This window comes from Streptococcus mitis (assembly GCF_003942995.1).
GTDB classification, from domain to species: Bacteria; Bacillota; Bacilli; order Lactobacillales; family Streptococcaceae; genus Streptococcus; species Streptococcus mitis_CV.
The window spans coordinates 26,421-45,511 of record NZ_RJOH01000014.1; the positions used below are offsets into that span (position 1 = coordinate 26,421).

Here is a 19,091-nt window from a genome sequence, read left to right on the forward strand (position 1 = left end):
AATTTTTATTCCTTTATTTCAGCTCTTGCAATGTTCCCAAACGACCTCTAGATTGTTATTTTAGTTCTTGCAACTTCTCCCAAACAATCTCGTAAACATCAGTCAATTCACCTAAGCCACGACGAAAAACATCTTTATCCATGTGGTTACCATCCGCATCCCACAAACGGCAGTTATCTGGTGAAAATTCGTCTGCCAAGATAATCTTGCCATCCTTGTCAAAACCGAACTCTAGCTTAAAGTCAATCAACTTGAGGCCAATCTCAGCAAACCAGACTTTCAAGAGTTCATTGATTCGACGAGTTTCTTCCTTCAAGTAGGCGATTTGCTGGTCATCCGCAATCTGTAGGAATTTCACATGCTCATCATTGATGAATGGATCATCCAAATCATCATTTTTGTAGTAAAATTCAACAATCGGAGTCTCCAAGGCGATTCCCTCATCCACACCAAAACGTTTTGAAAAAGAACCAGCTGTATAGTTGCGGAGCACGACTTCCAAAGGAATAATCTTAACCTTTTTATTGAGTTGTTCCGTGTCTGAAAGCTTCTCCACAAAGTGAGTCGCCACACCAGCCGCATTTAATTTCTCAAAAATAAAAGATGAAATCTGATTATTCAACACTCCCTTGCCCGCAATCTGCTCCTTCTTAACACCATTGAAAGCAGTCGCCTGGTCCTTGTAAGTTGAAATAATAAGATTTTCATCCTCAGTTGTATAGATATCTTTAGCTTTTCCCGAATAGATCAATTGTTTTGACATTTTAAAGTTCGCCTTTCGTATTACTTGAGCACATTCTACCATAAAAAACCTAAAATTACAAGAATTTAACCGAATAAATAACGTAGTAACATTAAAAATCATAAAGAAAAAACTGCAAGAAGAATCTTTCTCACAGTTTTAAAATCATTTAACTCTAAAAACACGAACATTACTCTTTGTTCAAAAATTGATCTAAATAATAACGTAAGTAACTTTTCTTGCCCGTAATCATCTGCAGACGACCTTCCACCCCATATCGAAGTTTTTCAGCCTGCTCCGAAGTTAGATTAGTCTCCACCTCGATTTTAAAGAAATTCCCTTTTTCAGTCTTGGTAGCTGTCGCATCAATACTTGTAATAGTAGACTCTAGGAAAAGTTGATTCTTGGCATCATGAGTAGTCGTATAGCGAACAGAATCACCGACCTTGATCCTTGCTACATCTTTTGAACTTAGATAAGCTGTAAGTTTGGCTTTCCCTTCTTTTTCCAAGGATGGATAGAGTTGGGCTAGTAGGGTACCTTCTGCAACCATGGTAGAATCACTGGTCTCAGGATTAAGATGAAGCACCCCATCCTCACTGGCCGTAATTTTCCCCTTGTCTAAAAGATTTCCCTGAACCTTCTTACCCGATTCTGCCTCCAAGATTTTCTGGTCTAGAAGGGTCAATTCCTGACCAACCTTAGCCAAGTGTTGGGATTTGAGAGACTCCAATTGACTGCTTAAGCCTGACGCATAGGCTTGCTGGGTACCTGAACCTGCATACTGAACACGGTAAGTAGCAAGACTGGATTCTAACTGAGAGAGCTGTGCTTCTACCTGAGCAACAGCCTGGGCCTTAGATTGCGGATTTTCCTCGCCCTGAGACTTATAGGACTGGTAGAGAGAGTAGGCTAGATTCTGACTGGCCAAGGAAGCACCTGTTTCAATAGCTGACTTAGCTGTCTGGTAATCGCGAATTTTAGCCTCTGTTTGGCTGATAAGGTTGCCGATTTCGGCTTGGGTTTGGCTAGCTGCTGCATTCTGGGACGCGATGGTCTCATTTTGTTGCGATGTACTAGCCCTAAGACTGCCTGCTTGGCTGAGGTAGTCGCGAAAGGTGGCTTGGTAGCCAAATTTATCCTCCTCTGGAAAGTGGTTCTCCCCTTCTTGCAGACTCTTTTGCAAATACTCCAATTGCTTTTTTTGATCCTTGAGCATGTCCAACTGACTAGCATAGGCCTCCGCTTGGACACCCTCTGCCCCTTCTTGATATTGAACCAACAGTTCTCCCTTTTTAACCAGCTTATTTTCTTCCAAATGATTGACAAGAATACGATTGTTGCTAGTTGACTGGATATTTGCAAGGATACGACTAGGCTCAATAGTAGCTCTAGTAGACAAACTCATCTCCTTCTCTGCAAATATTGCAAAGCCAAGCAAAAACACGAGCAGAAGGGACATGGGGACAATCACCCGACTGGAAAAATTATGGTAACGACGATTATAAAACTCCGCACTTTCTAAAAATTCTGGTTTCATCCTCTCCTCTTTCTAGCTATTGACCAAATGGGCGTAAAAGCCACCCTGTGCAAGCAAATCAGCATGCTTTCCTTCTTCAACAATCTTGCCCTGATCCAAGACAACAACCTTCTCTGTCCGCTCAGCAATGGTCAAGCGGTGGGCGATGAAAATCAAGGTCTTGTCTAAAGCCATAAGATTATCGACAATTCGCTTCTCTGTCAAGATATCCAAACTGCTGGTCGCCTCATCCAAAATCAAGACAGGTGCATCCGTCAAGAGAGCACGCGCCAAAGCAATTCTCTGACGTTGACCACCTGAGATCCCTGCCCCATCCGAAGTCAATTCTGTCTGGTAATTCAGTGGCATGCGCTCAATATCCTCCCGAATCTCTGCCAATTCGACCGCCCGTAAGATATCTTCCTGTGTCGTCCCCTCCTTGGCTCCCAAAAGAAGATTCTCCAAAATCGTTCCGTTAAATACATAGGGCTGTTGAGGCAGATAGTTGATATACTGGCGCAGGGCCTTTTTGTCAATCTGATTAAGATTGACACCACCCAGACTAATCTCTCCTTGACTTGGGTCGTAAAAATTAACCATCATCTTGGCCAATGTCGTCTTACCTGACCCTGAAATTCCCACAAAAGCCACCTTAGAACCTTGGGGAATGGTCAAATTGATAGCCGACAAGACGTCTCGACCATAGCCATACTTGTAATGAACCTGCTTGAAGGTCATCTCTCCCTTCATCAAGCTCAAATCCTCAACTGTTTTCTTCTCCTCAAACTCAGAAGCTACCAGATAAACTTCATTCAGACGGTTATTGGCAACCTGCGCTGTCTGAAGCTTGGTTTGCAGATTGATGATATTTTCCAAAGGATTGGTAAAGTAAACCAGCAAGGTATTATAGGTAATCAACTGTCCCAAACTCATCTTGCCATCCATGACCAGAACAGCTCCCATCCAGAGAATGCCGACATTGAGTAAGAGATGGGCAACTTTTTTCAGAGCCTTTTGCTGACTCTCTGCCCGACTATAGGTAAAGGATTTTTTCAGATAATCCACAAATTCCTTGTCAATCTTTTGGTAACGCTGACTTTCACTGGTCAAAGACTTGATAGTCTCAATACCATTGATGTCCTCAATGATAGAAGAAGACAGAACCGCATTGGCTTCCATGGTATCTCGATTCATCTTTTCAAACGGCTTCATAAAGGCAAAGATAATCACTGTATAGATAGGAAGTGCCAATAAAGTCATGAAAAAGAGATTGGTATTTTGTGAAAATAAAACAAGGGAAATAATGACAACCGTTGACACATCTAGGAAAATCGAAAGAATGGTCGAAGCCAGCGCATCGATAATACTGTTAGCATCTGTAAAACGAGACACGATTTCCCCTGTTCTGCGTGTCGCAAAGAAGGACATAGGCAGGTGAAAAATATGCTTGATATAGGATAAAATCACGTCAATCGACAGGCGTTGCCCCAAAACAAGTAAGAGATACTCCTGAGCGTAAGACAAGATCTGCTGAAGAATATAAACAATCACCAGCCCAATAGAAATGATCCCCAGCGTCGAACGCATCTGATCTGGTACATAGGTATCAATGATAGACTGCAGATAATAAGAACCCACAATATTAATCAAGGTTACCAAGAGTGTCGCCAAAACGATATTGGCAATCAAGCCACGCTGCTTCACTAATATAGGGATAAAAGAAAGCAGGCCATTCTTTTGATCCTTATGAGGCTTGTAGTCTGGACTAGGTGCCATAAACAGAGTCACTCCTGTCCATTCTTCCGCAAAACGCTCACGTGGCAGTTTGTTCAATTTCACCCCAGGATCTGGATCGGCAATATGAATGCTATCCTTATCCTGCCCAATCACCACATAGTAGTGGAGTAATTTTCCTTCCTTAAGCACATGGGCAACAAAAGGAAAGGTCAAATCTGGCAAGTCAAAGAGAGTCATATCCGCCTTGATCGCTCGCGTCTCAAAGCCAATCTCCTCTGCCACCTTGACCAAGCCCAAGGCCGTCGTCCCATCCATGGTCGTCTTGGCCAATTCTCGTAAGTGAGCCAAAGAATAATAACTACCATAGTAGCCAAAAACCATGGCTAATGAAGCTACACCGCAGTCCATCTGATCCACCTGCGGACGATAGTGACGTTTCCCAAATTTCATATTCATCTCCTTTTCCTAATACTCAATGAAAATCAAAGAGCAAACTAGGAAACTAGCCGCAGGCTGCTCAAAACACTGTTTTGAGGTTGTAGATAGGACTGACGAAGTCAGTCACATATATACGGCAAGGCGACGTTGACGTGGTTTGAATTTGATTTTCGAAGAGTATAAACTCATCTGATAACAACTATCTTACCCCAATCCCCAAACAAAAACTGGACTTCCTTCCCAAATGCGCCTATCTACCTCCCAACTGCACTTTTCGGATAAAAAATAGGCAGAACAAATGCCCTGCCTAAAATATATATTTATTTCTTTTTCTTCCTAATTCTTTTGTCAATCATGTACAAAACGATAATCGAAAACAGCGGTGGTACAATATAACTCTTTTCACTCATTGTCAGCTGAAATCCCAGAGTTGCTAGTATCTTAAAGATAAAAATATTCATCAAAAATAGAAAAACAAATACTAAAAAATATCCTAAAACCTTCTTCATTTCTTTTATTCAACTTTCCTAATTTCTATAACTATTTTATCAAAAATATATGTAAAACTCTAAATAAACACCTCAACTGCACTTTTTGGGGCAAAAAATAGGCAGAACAAACGTCCTACCTACTAAAAATATGGTATGAAAGGAAATTGATTTTTTACTGTCACCCTAGGCAAGCTTGAGACAAATAAATCATTGATAGCAACCTTTACGACATCCTATTTAAAGTTAATTCAATTTTTAATGTCCCTGCTATTTCTAAGCCACCTCTGGTATGATCTATTCATGGTCAGAATAGATAACACCGTTCTAAATTACGATTCATAGTTACTCCTTTTTTTGATTCGTTACTATAAGACACCTATTCCCTATAGAACGTCTACTGCTTCAAATTTATCCATTCTTTTTTTCTTTACTTCTGTATAAAAGAATGAAGACCATCATAAATAATGCAATCGTGGGTATATTAAGATTATCAAACCAAGTAGGTAAAGATACTTTATTTATGTCAGCTACTAATCTGATGATTATATAAGACATCGAACTAAGTAATACCATGATTTCAGGCAAAACTTTCAATACTGATTTAACGAATTTTTTTAGAAACATAGAAATGCCTCTCTGACTACAATCAGATTATGGTCTATTCGCATAATACCCCAAAGCTGCTCACCTGCAGGAAGTAATAATCCTTCGATAACAATCAATAAACCTACTTCAACTTATTCACTTTGCTCTACGATTTCAAATTGATTCAAATTTTGCATGTTATACCCCTCCTTAAATAATACTAGCTAAGCCAATAGTGAGTCCCACTAATAAACCTACCATCCCTGAAGCTGATATAATAATAGCCGCAAATTCGTTTGAAAAATTCATTGATTTCTTCACAGTGTTTTATCTTATCTGAAGTAACCCCATGCAGCTAGCCCTACAGCGGATAAACCACCGACAACATACCCTGCAACCTTGATTCCTACTGGAACTGCTACTACCGCTGCAGGAAGTACTCCTCCATCAACTGTTGCTAGTTCTTTTTCTGTCATTGCTGTAAACTGATGATCATTTACTAAAATATTCATTTTAAGTTCTCCTTGTTCTTATTCACTTTTGATTTAAATATTTCTTTTTTATTAATATAATATGTCAATGCTACTAACAAAATACAGCTCTCCAACGATACCTTTTCTAAATTAAATAGAGAATAAATTAATAATATGCTGTAAGCTGTTAAAGCAGATCCTACATATATTTTTTTTAACATTCTATTCATAAAACTTACCCAAAGTTTTATTTTAGACTTTTTCCAACTTGATAAAGACCTGCTCCTAGTATAATAGCCCCTCCTGTTACAGAAAAACCTTTAAACGCAGCTACTCCAAACGCAACTACTAGTGGTGCAATTCCCCCATCCACATTCACCAACTCTTCTTCTGTAAGAGCTACAAAGTTCTGTTCTATTTTGTCAAAATTTGTCATCTTTTTTCTCCTCAATTTGTATATGTTTTTATATGTTTAATGTTTATCCTCTAAGCCACTTAAATAGCCAGATTGGATAAATAACTGAAATAATCATTTCTAATCTCCTTCCTTTTCTTCTTACTTATTTATTCGAAAAANANTTCGAAAATGTACAACTAATTAAATTTATTTGAAAAATAATTTAGTAAACCACGGATAAAAAATTGGTAGATACATGAAATAGGCTCCTTTCCCTCTTACTTATCTATTCGAAAAAAATTTTCGAAAATGTACAACTAAATTAAATTTTATTTGAAAAATAATTTAGTAAACCATGGATACAAGATTGGTAGATACATAAACCAGACTCCTTTCTGTTTCCTCTTACTTATCTATTCGAAAAACAATTCAAAAATGTACAACTAAATTAAATTGATTTAAAAAATAACTCAGTGAACCATGGGTAGAACATTGATATAAACATGAACTAGGCTCCTTTCCTTTTCCTCTTACTTATCTATTCGAAAAAAAGTCAAAAAAATAAGAATATCAGAAAATTTTCCGACATTCTTATTGATAAACTTATCCAAGTCTAACAGATATTAGACATTAAGATATTTTTTAAGGGTTCTTCTGGCTGTTCGTGATACGGGGAAGTGCAAGCCTTCTAACAAGGTCACTTCTGTGGCAGTCATCTCTTCAATGGCCTGTAAACTGACTAAAGTATTGCGATTGGCATAGACAAAGTAATCTTTTTCAGCCTTGGCAGCGATATCCTTAAGACTGCCGTAAATGGTCTTGATAGAATGATTGGCATAATAGACCTTGATACGATGGGATTCCACTGAGGTTTCAAAGGCTAAAATCTCATGGTAGGGCAGAGTAAAGCCCCGTCTTCCCTCAAAACTATAGGTGAAGAGACGCATATTTTCCCTCTTGTCCACTGCCAGTACATAGTCCAGACAGCGCTCCAACTGATGACGGTAATCTTCCTCTGGCTGATCCTTGGAAATAAAATCCAAGGCAGACAAGTGATAGCGAAAAGCTAGAGGCAAGGCCTCCGAGTGCGTGGACACAAAGACAATGCTTGTAAAAGGATCCCGCTCCCGAACCTGTTGAGCAACCTGAAAGCCCCGTTCACACTCTCCATCAATCTCTAAATCCAATAAATAGAGTTGGTAATGGTCAAAATACTGAGAATACTTTTCAACGTCCCCATAGTTTTTGGCAATATCAATTTCCAATCTTAAATTACGAGAGCGACCGATATCTAGTAAAGTCTGCTCTATACGCCCCTGCTGGACTCTGTCGTCTTCCAAAACTAAAATTCTCATTCCTCTCCACCTCGTTTCTCATCCTTAAATGGTAATTCTAAATCTTGTCTAAAAGTCGTCTCTCCTAGCTGGGTATCTAAGTTTAAATCATAATGAAAAACCATATCCTCCAAGGTCGCTAAACCCAGTCCACTGTGGTTTCCCTTGGTAGAGTAACCCTTTTGACTGAGAATGCTGGGATTCAGTTCTTCTTTCTTACGAGTGTTTTCAATGATAAAACGGACACTCCTATCACCTGCCAACAAAGCAACCCAAATCTGCGGATTTTCAGACTCACTCGCTGCCTCTAAGGCATTTGTCGTGAGGATAGAGAGGATACGGATAGCCTCCAACATCGGCAAAGCCAGCTCTTCGACAACCCCCACAGTCTCCAAACTAAAATGAATTCCCTGCTTATCTGCCACAATCATGGCTTTTGCCAAGGTATTGCGAATGGCTATGTCGTGGATATTGTGAAGATTAAAGGCCGTGTAATCCGCCTTCCTCAGCTTTTCATTGGTCTTTAGAAAGACATCTTGATAAATGGTAGACACCTCAGCCATGTCTTGATTCGCTATGGCAGGCTCCATGCTGGCGACAATCCCTGCAAAATCATGACGGAAACCTCGAACTTCATCATAGAGATGACCCAGCTTATCCACCATCCCTTGCAAGGAACGATTCTCATCTTCCTGTCTCTGAATGGTCTGCTCATCACGATAAACCTGCTCTAAGTGTCTGATATAAAAGAGCCAGGAGAAAAAGAGAATGAAAATCAGGAGAGAAATGGTCGTGTCAAAGCGAACGTAAAAAGAACTATTTCTATTGGTCATGAACGAAGAGAATATCCTAAATCCAGTCAGAGGTAGGATAATGAAAAAACTCTTACGATAGTGGGTTTTGAAAGCATCTGAAAAGAATAAATCCAAATCTAAAGACCAACGCTTCATAATTTTACAACATAGAAAGATTGATAATAAATCAAATATAGATATATATAAAGTAGAAAACGAATCTACGAAACAACAATGCTCACCAGATAATACACGAATCCAAATTGTCAAAAATAAATAACGAATACTTTGAAAGAAGAGAAAAAGATACAGAGAAAGAAAAAGAGATTCCCCTTTTCCCTTGTGCAATACTAATAAAAAAATACAGTAAAAGAAGAGAAGAACTCCTATATGAAATAATTCTCCAAATGTTTGACGAGTGGATAAACTAATTAAAAATACAATGATCCAATAACGTTTTTTATAAAATTCTGGGGAAATTTGAGCACCCAAATAAATAGTAGGCACCATGGTTGAAACGACTACCAACAGAATATATAGCACAGAAGCTAAGAATTCTAAAATAATCATAGAATAAAACGACTCCTAATTTATTTAAGCGAAATAATATTTATCTCCCCGATACAACTCTCTAGTTTTTCATACTTTCTGAAAAACAATACATCCACAAAAGGCTTTAGTTTCTTTTAAAGTACAAGAAATCTAAAGCCTCTTGAAAATGATTTGCACGTTTTAATTTTATATTCGTTGTGAAGATTGCTTATCTATTTATTTTACCACAAGAACCTTGTAATATTCATACTTATTTGGCTGTGTAATCTTAATTTTTTGACCATAGAAACCATCGATTTCTTTATCGCGATAATCTATAAATCTTGATGGCAAGCGTTTCATCTTAAGAACTTCTCCAGATTGGTCTGCATATACAAGTAAGTGATAGTGGGTTGTAGCCATACCATCATCAATCAGTACAAAGTAACCTGTTTTGAGCTTACCTTGTCCATTATCTAAATAGTATAGTTTATTGTTATTGATTGTGAAGTTATCCAATCGAAGTCGTACACCTGGGTCTTCTAGATAAAGATCATTGCCAACTTTTTTGATTTCTGATCTAGTTGTCATCTCTGGAAGTGGTAATACTCTACGACCATCTGCTCCAAAGTAATATCGACCTGGTAGATTTTGGAAATTACGAATGACAGCTTTAGGATCAATTTCTTGTCCTTCTTCTTTATTATCTACTAAAGCTAAGGTTGTATTTGCAACCTCATCCCCGTATTTGTCGGAAAACTTCTTGAACTCAGGTTTAATATACCAAGTGTTTTTATCCACGATAACATCAGTAAAGTTATTTCCGTCAAATTTTGCTTTAATCAGATATTCATATCCATCGCCTAAACGAACAATGTCACCATGTTTATAAGGGCTATTTTGTAAAGTGAACATATGGCCATCCTTGCTGAGAATATAGCCTGTCCCATCACTAGAATTTACAACTCTATCAGAGGCCATTGCACCTGATTGTTCAAAATAATACCAATTACCATCTATGAACACCCAACCTGTCATCATAGAACCACTAAAATGAAGATAGTACCAAGTAGACCCTTCTTTGTACCAACCTGTACGCATAGCGCCACTATCTGCTAGTGAATACCAGGTATTGCCTTCCTTGTACCAGCCAGTACGCATAGCCCCACTATCTGCTAGTGAGTACCAGGTATTGCCGTCTTTGAGCCAGCCTGTCTGCATTTTACCAGAACCATCGAAGTGATACCAAGAGCCAGCATTTTGTACCCATTTATTTTTAGCTAAGCTTCCATCTTGAGAAAGATTCCAGTCAGCGCCATTTTTAACCCAAGTATCTGTAGCCTGTGCTTGATTGATAGACAATAGTAGACCAGCACCTGCAAGCAAACCAAGTGTAAGTAGTTTAGATTTTTTCATAGCCATTTTCTCCTATTCTATAGCGAAATGAACATGACTTCCTAGTATACAAAGCTGTTCGCTTTTTCGTTTTACTCTGTCAGACGTCTTATTTCACAACAGAAACATTTCCTGTCTTACTATCTATTTTAACAGTTTGACCGTAGAAACCGTCAATTTCTTTATTAAGATAATCTGAAATTCCTGTTGGCAATCGTTTCATTTTAAGAATTTCACCAGATTGGTCTGCATAAACAAGAATATGATAGTGATGATAGCTTGGTCTATCATCAATCAATGCAAAATAACCTGTTTTGAGTTTGCCATTAGCACCATCTAAATAGTATAGTTTATTATTATTGATTGTGAAGCTGGTAGCTCCAAGAAGAAGTCGTGCACCCGGATTTTCTAGATAGACATCATTTCCAACTTTTTTAATCTCTGAATAGGTGGTCATTTCTGGTAAATTTGTTACGCGACGACCATCTGCCCCAAAGTAATACCTGTTTGGTATGTTTTGGAAATTTTTCACGACAGCTTTAGGATTAATTTCTTGTCCTTCTTCCGTATTATCTACTAAAGCCAACATCGTATTGGAAACTTTATCTCCATATTTATCAGAAAACTTCTTAAATTCAGGTTTTATGTACCAAGCATTTTTTTCAACAATGACTCCATCTTTTCTATGAATAAGATGATAATCATACCCATCAGACAAAGTAACAATATTTGTGATAATTGTATCATCCGCTTGAGTTTGTTCAACCTGACTTGGGAGTTTGGTTAACAGATATCCATCCTTACCAATGACATAACTTTCCCCATCACTGGCTGGAACAGCTCTGTCTGCGACCATTGCACCTGATTTTTCAAAGTAAGACCATTGACCATTTGCAGTTGCCCATCCTGTTGCCATAGCGCCACTGTCTTTGAGGTAATACCATGTAGACCCTTCTTTGTACCAACCTGTACGCATAGCACCACTATTTGTAAGTGAGTACCAGGTACTACCTTCCTTGTACCAGCCAGTACGCATAGCGCCACTGCCTGCGAGCGAATACCATGTATTCCCATCTTTGAGCCAGCCTGTCTGCATTTTACCAGAACCGTCAAAGTGGTACCAAGAGCCAGCATTTTGCACCCATTTGTTTTTAGCGAGACTGCCATCTTGTGAAAGATTCCAGTCAGCACCATTTTTAACCCAAGTATCTGTAGCCTGTGCTTGGTTGATAGACAATAGCAGACCAGCACCTGCAAGCAAACCAAGTGTGAGTAGTTTAGATTTTTTCATAGCCATTTCCTCCTTTATTGAATAGTTATCAAAAAATATTTTTCCATCATAAACATTCTACATAACTCCTAATAATCCTTAAGAGTCAACCAACACCTTCTTTCTATCATCATTGTCCACCCCACACCTTTATGATATACTAAATATAAACATTTTCTTAAAACTTCTACTTTTGGAACATTTTTGGAGGCAAAAATATGCGGTGGGATATTGGTTCAGTTTATAAATACATTCGTAAGTCAAAAGGGATTACACAAAATGAGGTCTGTGGTGACTACATTACTCATTCTAACTTATCTAAGTTTGAAAATAATCATTCTACTCCTAGGTATGATACTATGGAGTTGCTTTTGAGGCAAATTGATATGAATTTCGATGAATTTCATTATATTTGTCAACATTACCAAATGGATTCTCGTAAGAAATTATTTTCAGAATATTATCAAGTCATTTCTTCACCTAATCTAGAAGAAATGAAGACACTGCTATCAAAATGTCAAATTTATCTAGATGAAGTGCAGAATGATATCCCAATAGAACATGCTGTGAAAGAACTAACCATTTTTATAGAAGTGATTGAAAATCAGTTTTCCGATAAAGCTCAAGCCTTGGCTGAGGAGTTATGGAAAGAATTGGAAAAAAGAGATCAGTGGTTCCTCTCAGATTTACGATTGCTAGTGATGATCATTTTCCATTTCCCTATTGATTCACTAGAAATGCTACGTCAAAGACTTGTAAAATCTCTAAATAAATACACAGATTATCGTCCAATTCAAAGTATTCATTACTCCATTCTAGCCAATATGACACGAATGTACCTTGAAGCAGGGAAGAAAGATGACTGTCTATGCTTAATTCAAGAATGTCTTGATTTAGCAAAAATATTGAAACGATACGATTTATTAGGTGTAGCTCAAGTACGTCTGGGAATTGTTAATGAAGATCATACTATGATTAATAAAGGATTATCCTTATTCGAATCAACAGATGAAAGTCGATTACTAGAAGAAATGAAAAGAGAAGTTAGTGATTATTATCAAGCAGATTTTTTTGAAACAGAGACCAAACAGTAACTATTACTTTATGAATAAAAGCGAACATGACCTCCAAGTAGACAAAGCTGTTCGCTTTTTTCGTTTTACATTGTCAGATAGTTTATTTCACAACAGAAACATTTCCTGTTGAACTGTCGTATCGAACAGTTTCTCCATAAAAACCGGAAAATCCTTTTTCAATATGACCACGGAAATCATTAGGCAAAACTTTCATCTTCACGATTTCACCAGATTCATCTGCATAGCCTAAAATATGGTGATCTTTATATGATAATCCGTCCATAAACATTGTGAAATATCCAGTTACAAGTTTACCATTATGATCATTGACATCTCTTAGATAAAGTTTATTGTCATTAATTGTAAATCCAGATGATTCTAGACTAATAACTGGACTTGAATTTCTAAGATAAAGTTCAGATCCAACTTTTTGAATAGGGAAGTGAGTAGTGAATTCTGGTAGATTCGCAACCTTACGTCCATCTGCTCCAAAGTAATACTTATTTGGTAAGTTTTGGAAATTCTTTATGACAGCTTTAGGATCAATTTCTTCCCCTGGTTTTTTATTATCAGTAATAGCATCTAAAGTATTTCGTTTTACATCGCCAATCTTTTGATAAGAAAAACGTTCAACAATAGGTTTGATATACCAGGCATTCTTTTCGATAACAACTCCATCTTTCTTATGAACAAGGTGATAGTCATAACCATCAGACAAAGTAACGATATCTGTAATAACTGTATCATCAAAAGGATCTTGTTCAACTTCACTTGGAAGTCTGGTTAACATATAACCATCCTTACCAATGACATAACTTTCCCCATCACTGGCTGGAACAGCTCTGTCTGCGACCATTGCACCTGATTTTTCAAAGTAAGACCATTGACCATTTGCAGTTGCCCATCCTGTTGCCATAGCGCCACTGCCTTTTAGGTAGTACCAAGTAGCCCCTTCTTTGTACCAACCAGTACGCATAGCACCACTATTTGCGAGTGAGTACCATGTATTGCCTTCCTTGTACCAGCCAGTACGCATGGCGCCACTATCTGCGAGCGAATACCAAGTGTTACCGTCTTTGAGCCAGCCTGTCTGCATTTTTCCAGAACCGTCAAAGTGGTACCAAGAGCCAGCATTTTGCACCCATTTGTTTTTAGCGAGACTGCCATCTTGAGAAAGATTCCAGTCAGCGCCATTTTTAACCCAAGTATCTGCAGCTTGTGCTTGGTTGATAGACAAAAGTAGACCAGCACCTGCAAGCAAACCAAGAGTGAGTAGTTTAGATTTTTTCATAGCCATTTCCTCCTAAAATAGATAAATCCAAAGTAAGAAAATCAAATAGAAACGAAGCCAAAATAGATGTCAGATTCATGAACCTGAACCATAAGACCTCCTAACATTTCCAAGAATATAAGATAGAGACTAGTTTATCAAAAGTACATAGCCATCACCTTCCCCCAACTATAAAATAAATCCTTTTTTATATCTACATTATAGTCCTGTAAAAAAGGAAAGTCAATTAAAATTGTGACTATATTAACAATTTCATTCTAACAGAAACTCATTGATATTTTCATTTGATCTTCATTTCTTATCTCTTTTTGGAGATTGATTTTTCTGACTACATTATATCCTTTATTTGTTTTTATATCTCTCCTGTCCCTAGAAAGACTAAATCTGTTCCTAAACGGTCACTTGAACCAAAGAAAAATTCCAAAGCAAATGCCTTGGAACTTCTTATCTTTATTTTCCTTGAATGATTTTAACCACATCTCCTACACTTTGCAGTTGGTCAATTTCTTCATCACTGATTTCGATATTAAATTCATCTTCCAGCGTCAAGATAAACTCCATCAAGTCAACTGAGTCAGCATCCAAATCATCTTTCAGACTCAAGGATTCTGTCACGACAAAGTCCTCTCCCTGTCGCTCTTGGATAATGGTCACAATACGGTCAAAAATTTCTTTTTCTGTCATCTCTTTTATTCTCCTGAAAATTCACGCGCAGTCTGGGCAACTACGTCTGTTTCTAGCATGGTACGAATCTGGCGGATTGTACTATAAACAGCCTTGGCATCGCTTGAGCCATGAGTCTTGACAACCGGTGCCTTGACACCAAACAAGACTGCTCCACCAACATCTGAGTAGTTGAGCTGTTTTTTCAAACCTCTGAGGCTATCCTTGAGAAGGAGGGCGCCTAGTTTCGCTCGGAGACCACCACCTGTAATAGCTGTCTTGAGCAAGCCCATGATTCCCATGGCTGTTCCTTCAATGGATTTGAGCACAGCGTTTCCCGTGAAACCATCTGCCACGACAACATCCGCAACGCCATTCATCAAATCACGCGCTTCCACGTTTCCGATAAAGTTTAAACTTTCATCAGCTGCTAGTAATTCGTAAGTTTCCTTACGAAGCGGGTCGCCCTTACTACTCTCTGTTCCGTTATTGAGCAAGCCAACACGTGGTTGCGCAATGCCACGGACATTTTTAGCATAGAAAGAACCTAGAACCGCGTATTGATGGAGGTGCTGGGCTGTATTTTCTGCATTAGCACCGAGGTCCAGCATGTCAAACCCCTTCCCATCTACAGTCGGCAAGGTTGACATAAGCCCAGGACGGTCGATATTCTTGATACGACCCACGATGAAGAATCCAGCAGCCAACAAAGCACCTGTATTCCCAGCCGAGAGTACAGCATCTGCCTCTCCATCTTTGACAGCCTTGGCCGCCAAGACCATACTGGCATTTTTCTTCTTCCGAATAGCTCTCGTAGGTTCATCGTCTGAATCAATCTTCTCATCCGTATGGATAATACTGACGCGCTCTGTCGCTGTCAGATATTGCTTGATTTTAGCTTCATCTCCGTAGAGTTGAACCTCGATATCTGAAAAGTCAGCTAGGGCTTGATTGACACCCTCAACGATGGCTTGGGGTGCGTAATCGCCCCCCATGGCATCTACTGCGATTTTTTTCATTTCTTTTCCTCTTTTAGTAATTGTCCCCAGTCTGCTAGGGAATCAATAAATTTCTTTGATTTTAGGTGAATCCCAACGTACTCTTCGTAGAGTTGATCCATAAATTGGCGTAGCTCTTGCTTGATTTCAGTCTTGAGTGAAATGGTCTCCAAGGTCTCAAAATCAATGGCTTGAAATTGATTGAGCAGATAAGGGATATTGGGGTTGAGATGGCAACGTCTCTCATCTTCATGATAATGCTCTGGACAGAGACAGGCGCCATATTTGAAAGAAAAGTCAAAAGCCTGACCAACCCGATGACAAAAGACACACTCATTAAAATTGAGACTGATTCCAAATCGAGTCAAGATTTGAATTTCAAAAATATTGGTCAAAACCTGATAATCCAAGCCAGTTTCCATCAACTCCAAAGTCTTTTGCAAAAAAGAAAACAAGGGAGCATCCTGCTGATTGTCCTGCAAACTAGCATCTGCAAGAGCTGCTACATAGGTCGCATAGGCCATGACAAAGAGATCGCTATTAATCTTGGGAAAGGTCATGACCTCATGATAGTCCTCAATGTAGCTAAGCCCGTCATCATTGATTCGCAAGAGAAATCGAGCCAGCACCAAGGGCTGAATAACCGACGCCAGCTTAGACTGACCAGCGTGTTTGACGAAAAACATCCGTTTGCCAGCCTGCTCTGTAAAAATCTTGACGAGCTTGTCATCCTCACGAAAATTGCGATTGTAGAGCACCAAGCCTTGACTCGTGATAGACTGAATCATGCTTCTCTCATATACTCCTCAAGCCGTTTCATGGCTTCTTTGATAGTCTCCATGCTAGCCGCATAAGATAGACGCACATAACCTTCTCCATAACGCCCAAAAGCAGCACCAGGGATAAAGGCAACGGCCTTCTTCTGAGCAAAATCCTTGAGAAAGGCAAAGGAGTCTTGATTGTAGCCCGCTGGAATCTTAGCAAAGATATAGAAGGCACCGTCTGGTTTGATAATCTCAAAACCAAGAGCAGTCATTTTCTCGATAATATAATCTCGACGCTGGATGTACTCCTTCTTCATAGGTTCCGCATCATTTTTACCAGCCGTCAAGGCTTCCACCGCAGCATGTTGAGCCATGGTGTTTGCAGCAGTGACCAAGTACTGGTGACTCTTAATCAACTGAGCTGTGAAGGCCGCAGGAGCGAAAATCAGTCCCAAACGCCAACCTGTCATGGCATGTGATTTAGATAGACCATTGATAATAATAGCCTGATCTCTCAACATAGTTCCTAGAGACACATGAGCTTCCCCTGTGTAGGTCAATTCTGAGTAAACCTCATCACAGACAACGAAAATCTCGTACTTGCGTAAAACAGCTACCAAGGCTTCCAACTGCTCTCGACTATAAGTAATTCCTGTCGGATTTGCTGGATAGTTGAGAATAACCGCCTTGAGCTTGTCACCCTGCTCCAAAATGGCCTTTTCCAACATCTCAGGAGTCAAGACAAAACCATTTTCAGTTGTGTCAATCTCGACAATCTCTGCCCCAACTAGATTGACAATCGGTTCATAACCTGGATAAGCAGGAGCTGGCAAGAGCACCTTGTCTCCCTCTTCCAAAATAGCTGTCAAAGTAGCAGATAAAGCCTCTGTCGCCCCAATTGTAACCAAGATTTCATTTTCAGGAGCATAGTCCAGTTGGTACTTTTCCTTAACAAAGTCACTGGCTGCCTGACGTAGAGTCAGCAGACCACTCATCCCTGTATAGTAGGATTGGTTCTGGTCAATCGCTCGCTTGGCCGCCTCCTTGACATGATCTGGCGTTGTAAAATCAGGTTCCCCCAAAGTCAAACGCAAGACCCCAGGAATCTCCGAAATAGCCTGGTCAAATTGACGAATCAACGAAACTTGAATCTTATCTAACTGTTTATTAAAGCGCTTAGTTAAGTCCATAGATACCTCCTACTTTCAAAACGTATCTCTATTATACTACAAAAGCCCCCCGACCGCAAAAATACATGATAGAATAGCTTTCCACTTTCTATTTTACTTTTCCTGTTTACAGGTCTATAATGGTAACATATTCTATTTGGAGGTTTTTATGTCATTTCTATCAAAAAATGGAGCAGGTATCTTGGCCTGCCTTCTGATTTCACTACTTGCTTGGTATCTGGGCGGATTTTTCCCTGTTATTGGCGCGCCCGTTTTTGCGATTTTCATAGGCATGCTCCTACATCCCTTTCTCTCGTCTTATAAACAACTGGATGCGGGATTGACCTTTAGTTCCAAGAAATTGCTCCAGTATGCCGTTATCTTGCTTGGTTTTGGTCTCAATATCTCGCAAGTCTTCGCAGTTGGGCAATCTTCGCTCCCTGTCATCCTGTCCACTATCTCAATAGCCTTGATTGTTGCCTACCTTTTCCAGCGTTTCTTTGCACTGGATACAAAACTGGCTACCTTGATTGGGGTGGGGTCTTCAATCTGTGGGGGCTCTGCCATTGCTGCAACAGCGCCCGTCATCCATGCCAAGGAAAAAGAAGTCGCCCAAGCCATTTCCGTTATCTTTTTCTTCAATGTCTTGGCTGCGCTCATCTTTCCAACTCTAGGAACCTGGCTTCACTTATCAAATGAAGGCTTCGCCCTCTTTGCAGGAACTGCAGTCAACGATACTTCCTCTGTAACAGCCACAGCCAGCGCCTGGGACAATCTCTACCAGACTAATACCCTCGAATCCGCAACCATTGTCAAACTTACGCGGACTCTGGCTATCATTCCCATCACTCTCTTTCTCTCCTACTGGCAAAGTCGCCAACAAGAAAATAAGCAAGGATTGCAACTGAAAAAAGTCTTCCCACTTTTTATCCTTTACTTTATCCTCGCATCTCTCCTAACCACCCTACTGACCTCTCTCGGTGTGTCCAGTAGTTTCTTTACCCCTCTCAAACAACTCTCCAAATTCCTCATTATCATGGCCATGAGTGCTATCGGTCTCAAAACCAATCTAGTAGCTATGGTCAAATCCAGCGGAAAATCAATTGTTCTTGGAGCCATCTGTTGGATTGCCATCATCCTTACCAGCCTTGGCATGCAAGCATTGATTGGTATTTTCTAATCATGACCACCCGTCAAACGGGTGGTTTGTCCCAGGGCTATAAGCCCAAATTACCAGCCAGCGCCTAAAGACGCTGGCTTTCACTTTGTTCAAGCCTTATTGCTCTTGACTCGTCACTTGCCTCTCAAAGAGGCTTTAGTATTACTTACCACTATCCCTAAAGGGATCCTCATATTCTTTTACACTTAATTTATCTAGTGCTATATCATGCTTTTCCTGTTCTTGAATATATTTCTTAATTGTG

The 19,091-nt window shown here is 39.5% G+C and carries 17 protein-coding genes and 1 pseudogene; 2 read left to right on the plus strand and 16 right to left on the minus strand.

Annotated elements, in window-relative coordinates:
• Positions 1-55: 55 nt before the first annotated feature.
• The 10 genes from purC to D8836_RS08280 form a co-directional block, all read right to left on the minus strand.
• A complete protein-coding gene (gene purC, locus D8836_RS08230; protein ID WP_000043300.1) occupies positions 56-763 on the minus strand; it encodes a phosphoribosylaminoimidazolesuccinocarboxamide synthase in 708 nt (235 codons plus the stop codon).
• A 169-nt stretch (positions 764-932) separates the two neighbouring features.
• Positions 933-2,282 carry a competence pheromone export protein ComB gene (gene comB, locus D8836_RS08235; RefSeq protein WP_125393689.1) on the minus strand — a complete coding sequence of 450 codons (1,350 nt, stop codon included), beginning with the start codon at positions 2,280-2,282 and terminating at the stop codon, positions 933-935.
• 12 nt (positions 2,283-2,294) lie between these two features.
• Positions 2,295-4,448: a peptide cleavage/export ABC transporter ComA gene (gene comA / locus D8836_RS08240; RefSeq protein WP_125393690.1), complete on the minus strand. Its 2,154-nt coding sequence runs from the start codon at positions 4,446-4,448 to the stop codon at positions 2,295-2,297.
• 308 nt (positions 4,449-4,756) lie between these two features.
• Positions 4,757-4,945, minus strand: coding sequence for a hypothetical protein (locus D8836_RS11415; protein WP_000756559.1), 189 nt, complete (start codon positions 4,943-4,945; stop codon positions 4,757-4,759).
• A gap of 899 nt (positions 4,946-5,844) precedes the next feature.
• The gene (locus D8836_RS08255) at positions 5,845-6,024 is read right to left on the minus strand and encodes a Blp family class II bacteriocin (protein ID WP_001024119.1); all 180 of its coding nucleotides are present in this window, start codon (positions 6,022-6,024) and stop codon (positions 5,845-5,847) included.
• Positions 6,025-6,232: 208 nt separating this feature from the next.
• Positions 6,233-6,421, minus strand: a complete 189-nt coding sequence (locus D8836_RS08260; protein ID WP_125393692.1) for a class IIb bacteriocin, lactobin A/cerein 7B family — start codon at positions 6,419-6,421, stop codon at positions 6,233-6,235.
• Positions 6,422-7,005: 584 nt separating this feature from the next.
• Entirely contained in the window at positions 7,006-7,737 is a 732-nt protein-coding gene (locus D8836_RS08265) for a response regulator transcription factor (protein WP_125393693.1), read from the minus strand.
• Positions 7,734-8,549, minus strand: a complete 816-nt coding sequence (locus D8836_RS11425) for a GHKL domain-containing protein (protein WP_260468273.1) — start codon at positions 8,547-8,549, stop codon at positions 7,734-7,736. Before D8836_RS11425 ends, D8836_RS08265 begins: the two co-directional genes overlap by 4 nt.
• A 729-nt stretch (positions 8,550-9,278) precedes the next feature.
• Positions 9,279-10,457 (minus strand): N-acetylmuramoyl-L-alanine amidase family protein, encoded by a 1,179-nt coding sequence (locus tag D8836_RS08275; protein ID WP_125393695.1) that lies wholly within the window; start codon positions 10,455-10,457, stop codon positions 9,279-9,281.
• Between the two features lie 88 nt (positions 10,458-10,545).
• On the minus strand, positions 10,546-11,727 hold the full coding sequence (locus D8836_RS08280) for a PspC-like choline-binding domain-containing protein (protein WP_049544741.1): 1,182 nt from the start codon (positions 11,725-11,727) through the stop codon (positions 10,546-10,548).
• 197 nt (positions 11,728-11,924) lie between these two features.
• On the opposite strand from D8836_RS08280, the gene D8836_RS08285 reads away from it, so the two are divergent.
• Complete coding sequence (locus D8836_RS08285; protein ID WP_125393696.1) at positions 11,925-12,800, plus strand: helix-turn-helix domain-containing protein; 876 nt, start codon at positions 11,925-11,927, stop codon at positions 12,798-12,800.
• 82 nt (positions 12,801-12,882) lie between these two features.
• On the opposite strand, the gene D8836_RS08290 is transcribed toward D8836_RS08285, so the two are convergent.
• The 5 genes from D8836_RS08290 to D8836_RS08315 all read right to left on the minus strand — a co-directional run bounded on the left by D8836_RS08290 (position 12,883) and on the right by D8836_RS08315 (position 17,688).
• The gene (locus tag D8836_RS08290) at positions 12,883-14,073 is read right to left on the minus strand and encodes an N-acetylmuramoyl-L-alanine amidase family protein (RefSeq protein ID WP_125393697.1); all 1,191 of its coding nucleotides are present in this window, start codon (positions 14,071-14,073) and stop codon (positions 12,883-12,885) included.
• Positions 14,074-14,523: 450 nt separating this feature from the next.
• Positions 14,524-14,757, minus strand: coding sequence for an acyl carrier protein (locus D8836_RS08300; RefSeq protein WP_000136446.1), 234 nt, complete (start codon positions 14,755-14,757; stop codon positions 14,524-14,526).
• A 5-nt stretch (positions 14,758-14,762) separates the two neighbouring features.
• Positions 14,763-15,755 (minus strand): phosphate acyltransferase PlsX, encoded by a 993-nt coding sequence (gene plsX / locus D8836_RS08305; RefSeq protein ID WP_050222969.1) that lies wholly within the window; start codon positions 15,753-15,755, stop codon positions 14,763-14,765.
• The gene (gene recO, locus D8836_RS08310; protein WP_125393699.1) at positions 15,752-16,522 is read right to left on the minus strand and encodes a DNA repair protein RecO; all 771 of its coding nucleotides are present in this window, start codon (positions 16,520-16,522) and stop codon (positions 15,752-15,754) included. Before recO ends, plsX begins: the two co-directional genes overlap by 4 nt.
• Positions 16,519-17,688, minus strand: a complete 1,170-nt coding sequence (locus tag D8836_RS08315) for a pyridoxal phosphate-dependent aminotransferase (protein WP_125393700.1) — start codon at positions 17,686-17,688, stop codon at positions 16,519-16,521. The genes recO and D8836_RS08315 overlap by 4 nt, the downstream gene beginning before the upstream one ends.
• A gap of 148 nt (positions 17,689-17,836) precedes the next feature.
• Here D8836_RS08315 and D8836_RS08320 point away from each other — a divergent pair, with 148 nt between their 5' ends.
• Positions 17,837-18,847, plus strand: a complete 1,011-nt coding sequence (locus tag D8836_RS08320; RefSeq protein WP_125393701.1) for a YeiH family protein — start codon at positions 17,837-17,839, stop codon at positions 18,845-18,847.
• Between the two features lie 141 nt (positions 18,848-18,988).
• On the opposite strand, the pseudogene D8836_RS08325 reads toward D8836_RS08320, so the two are convergent.
• Positions 18,989-19,091: pseudogene (locus D8836_RS08325) on the minus strand (IS200/IS605 family transposase); the annotation flags it as partial.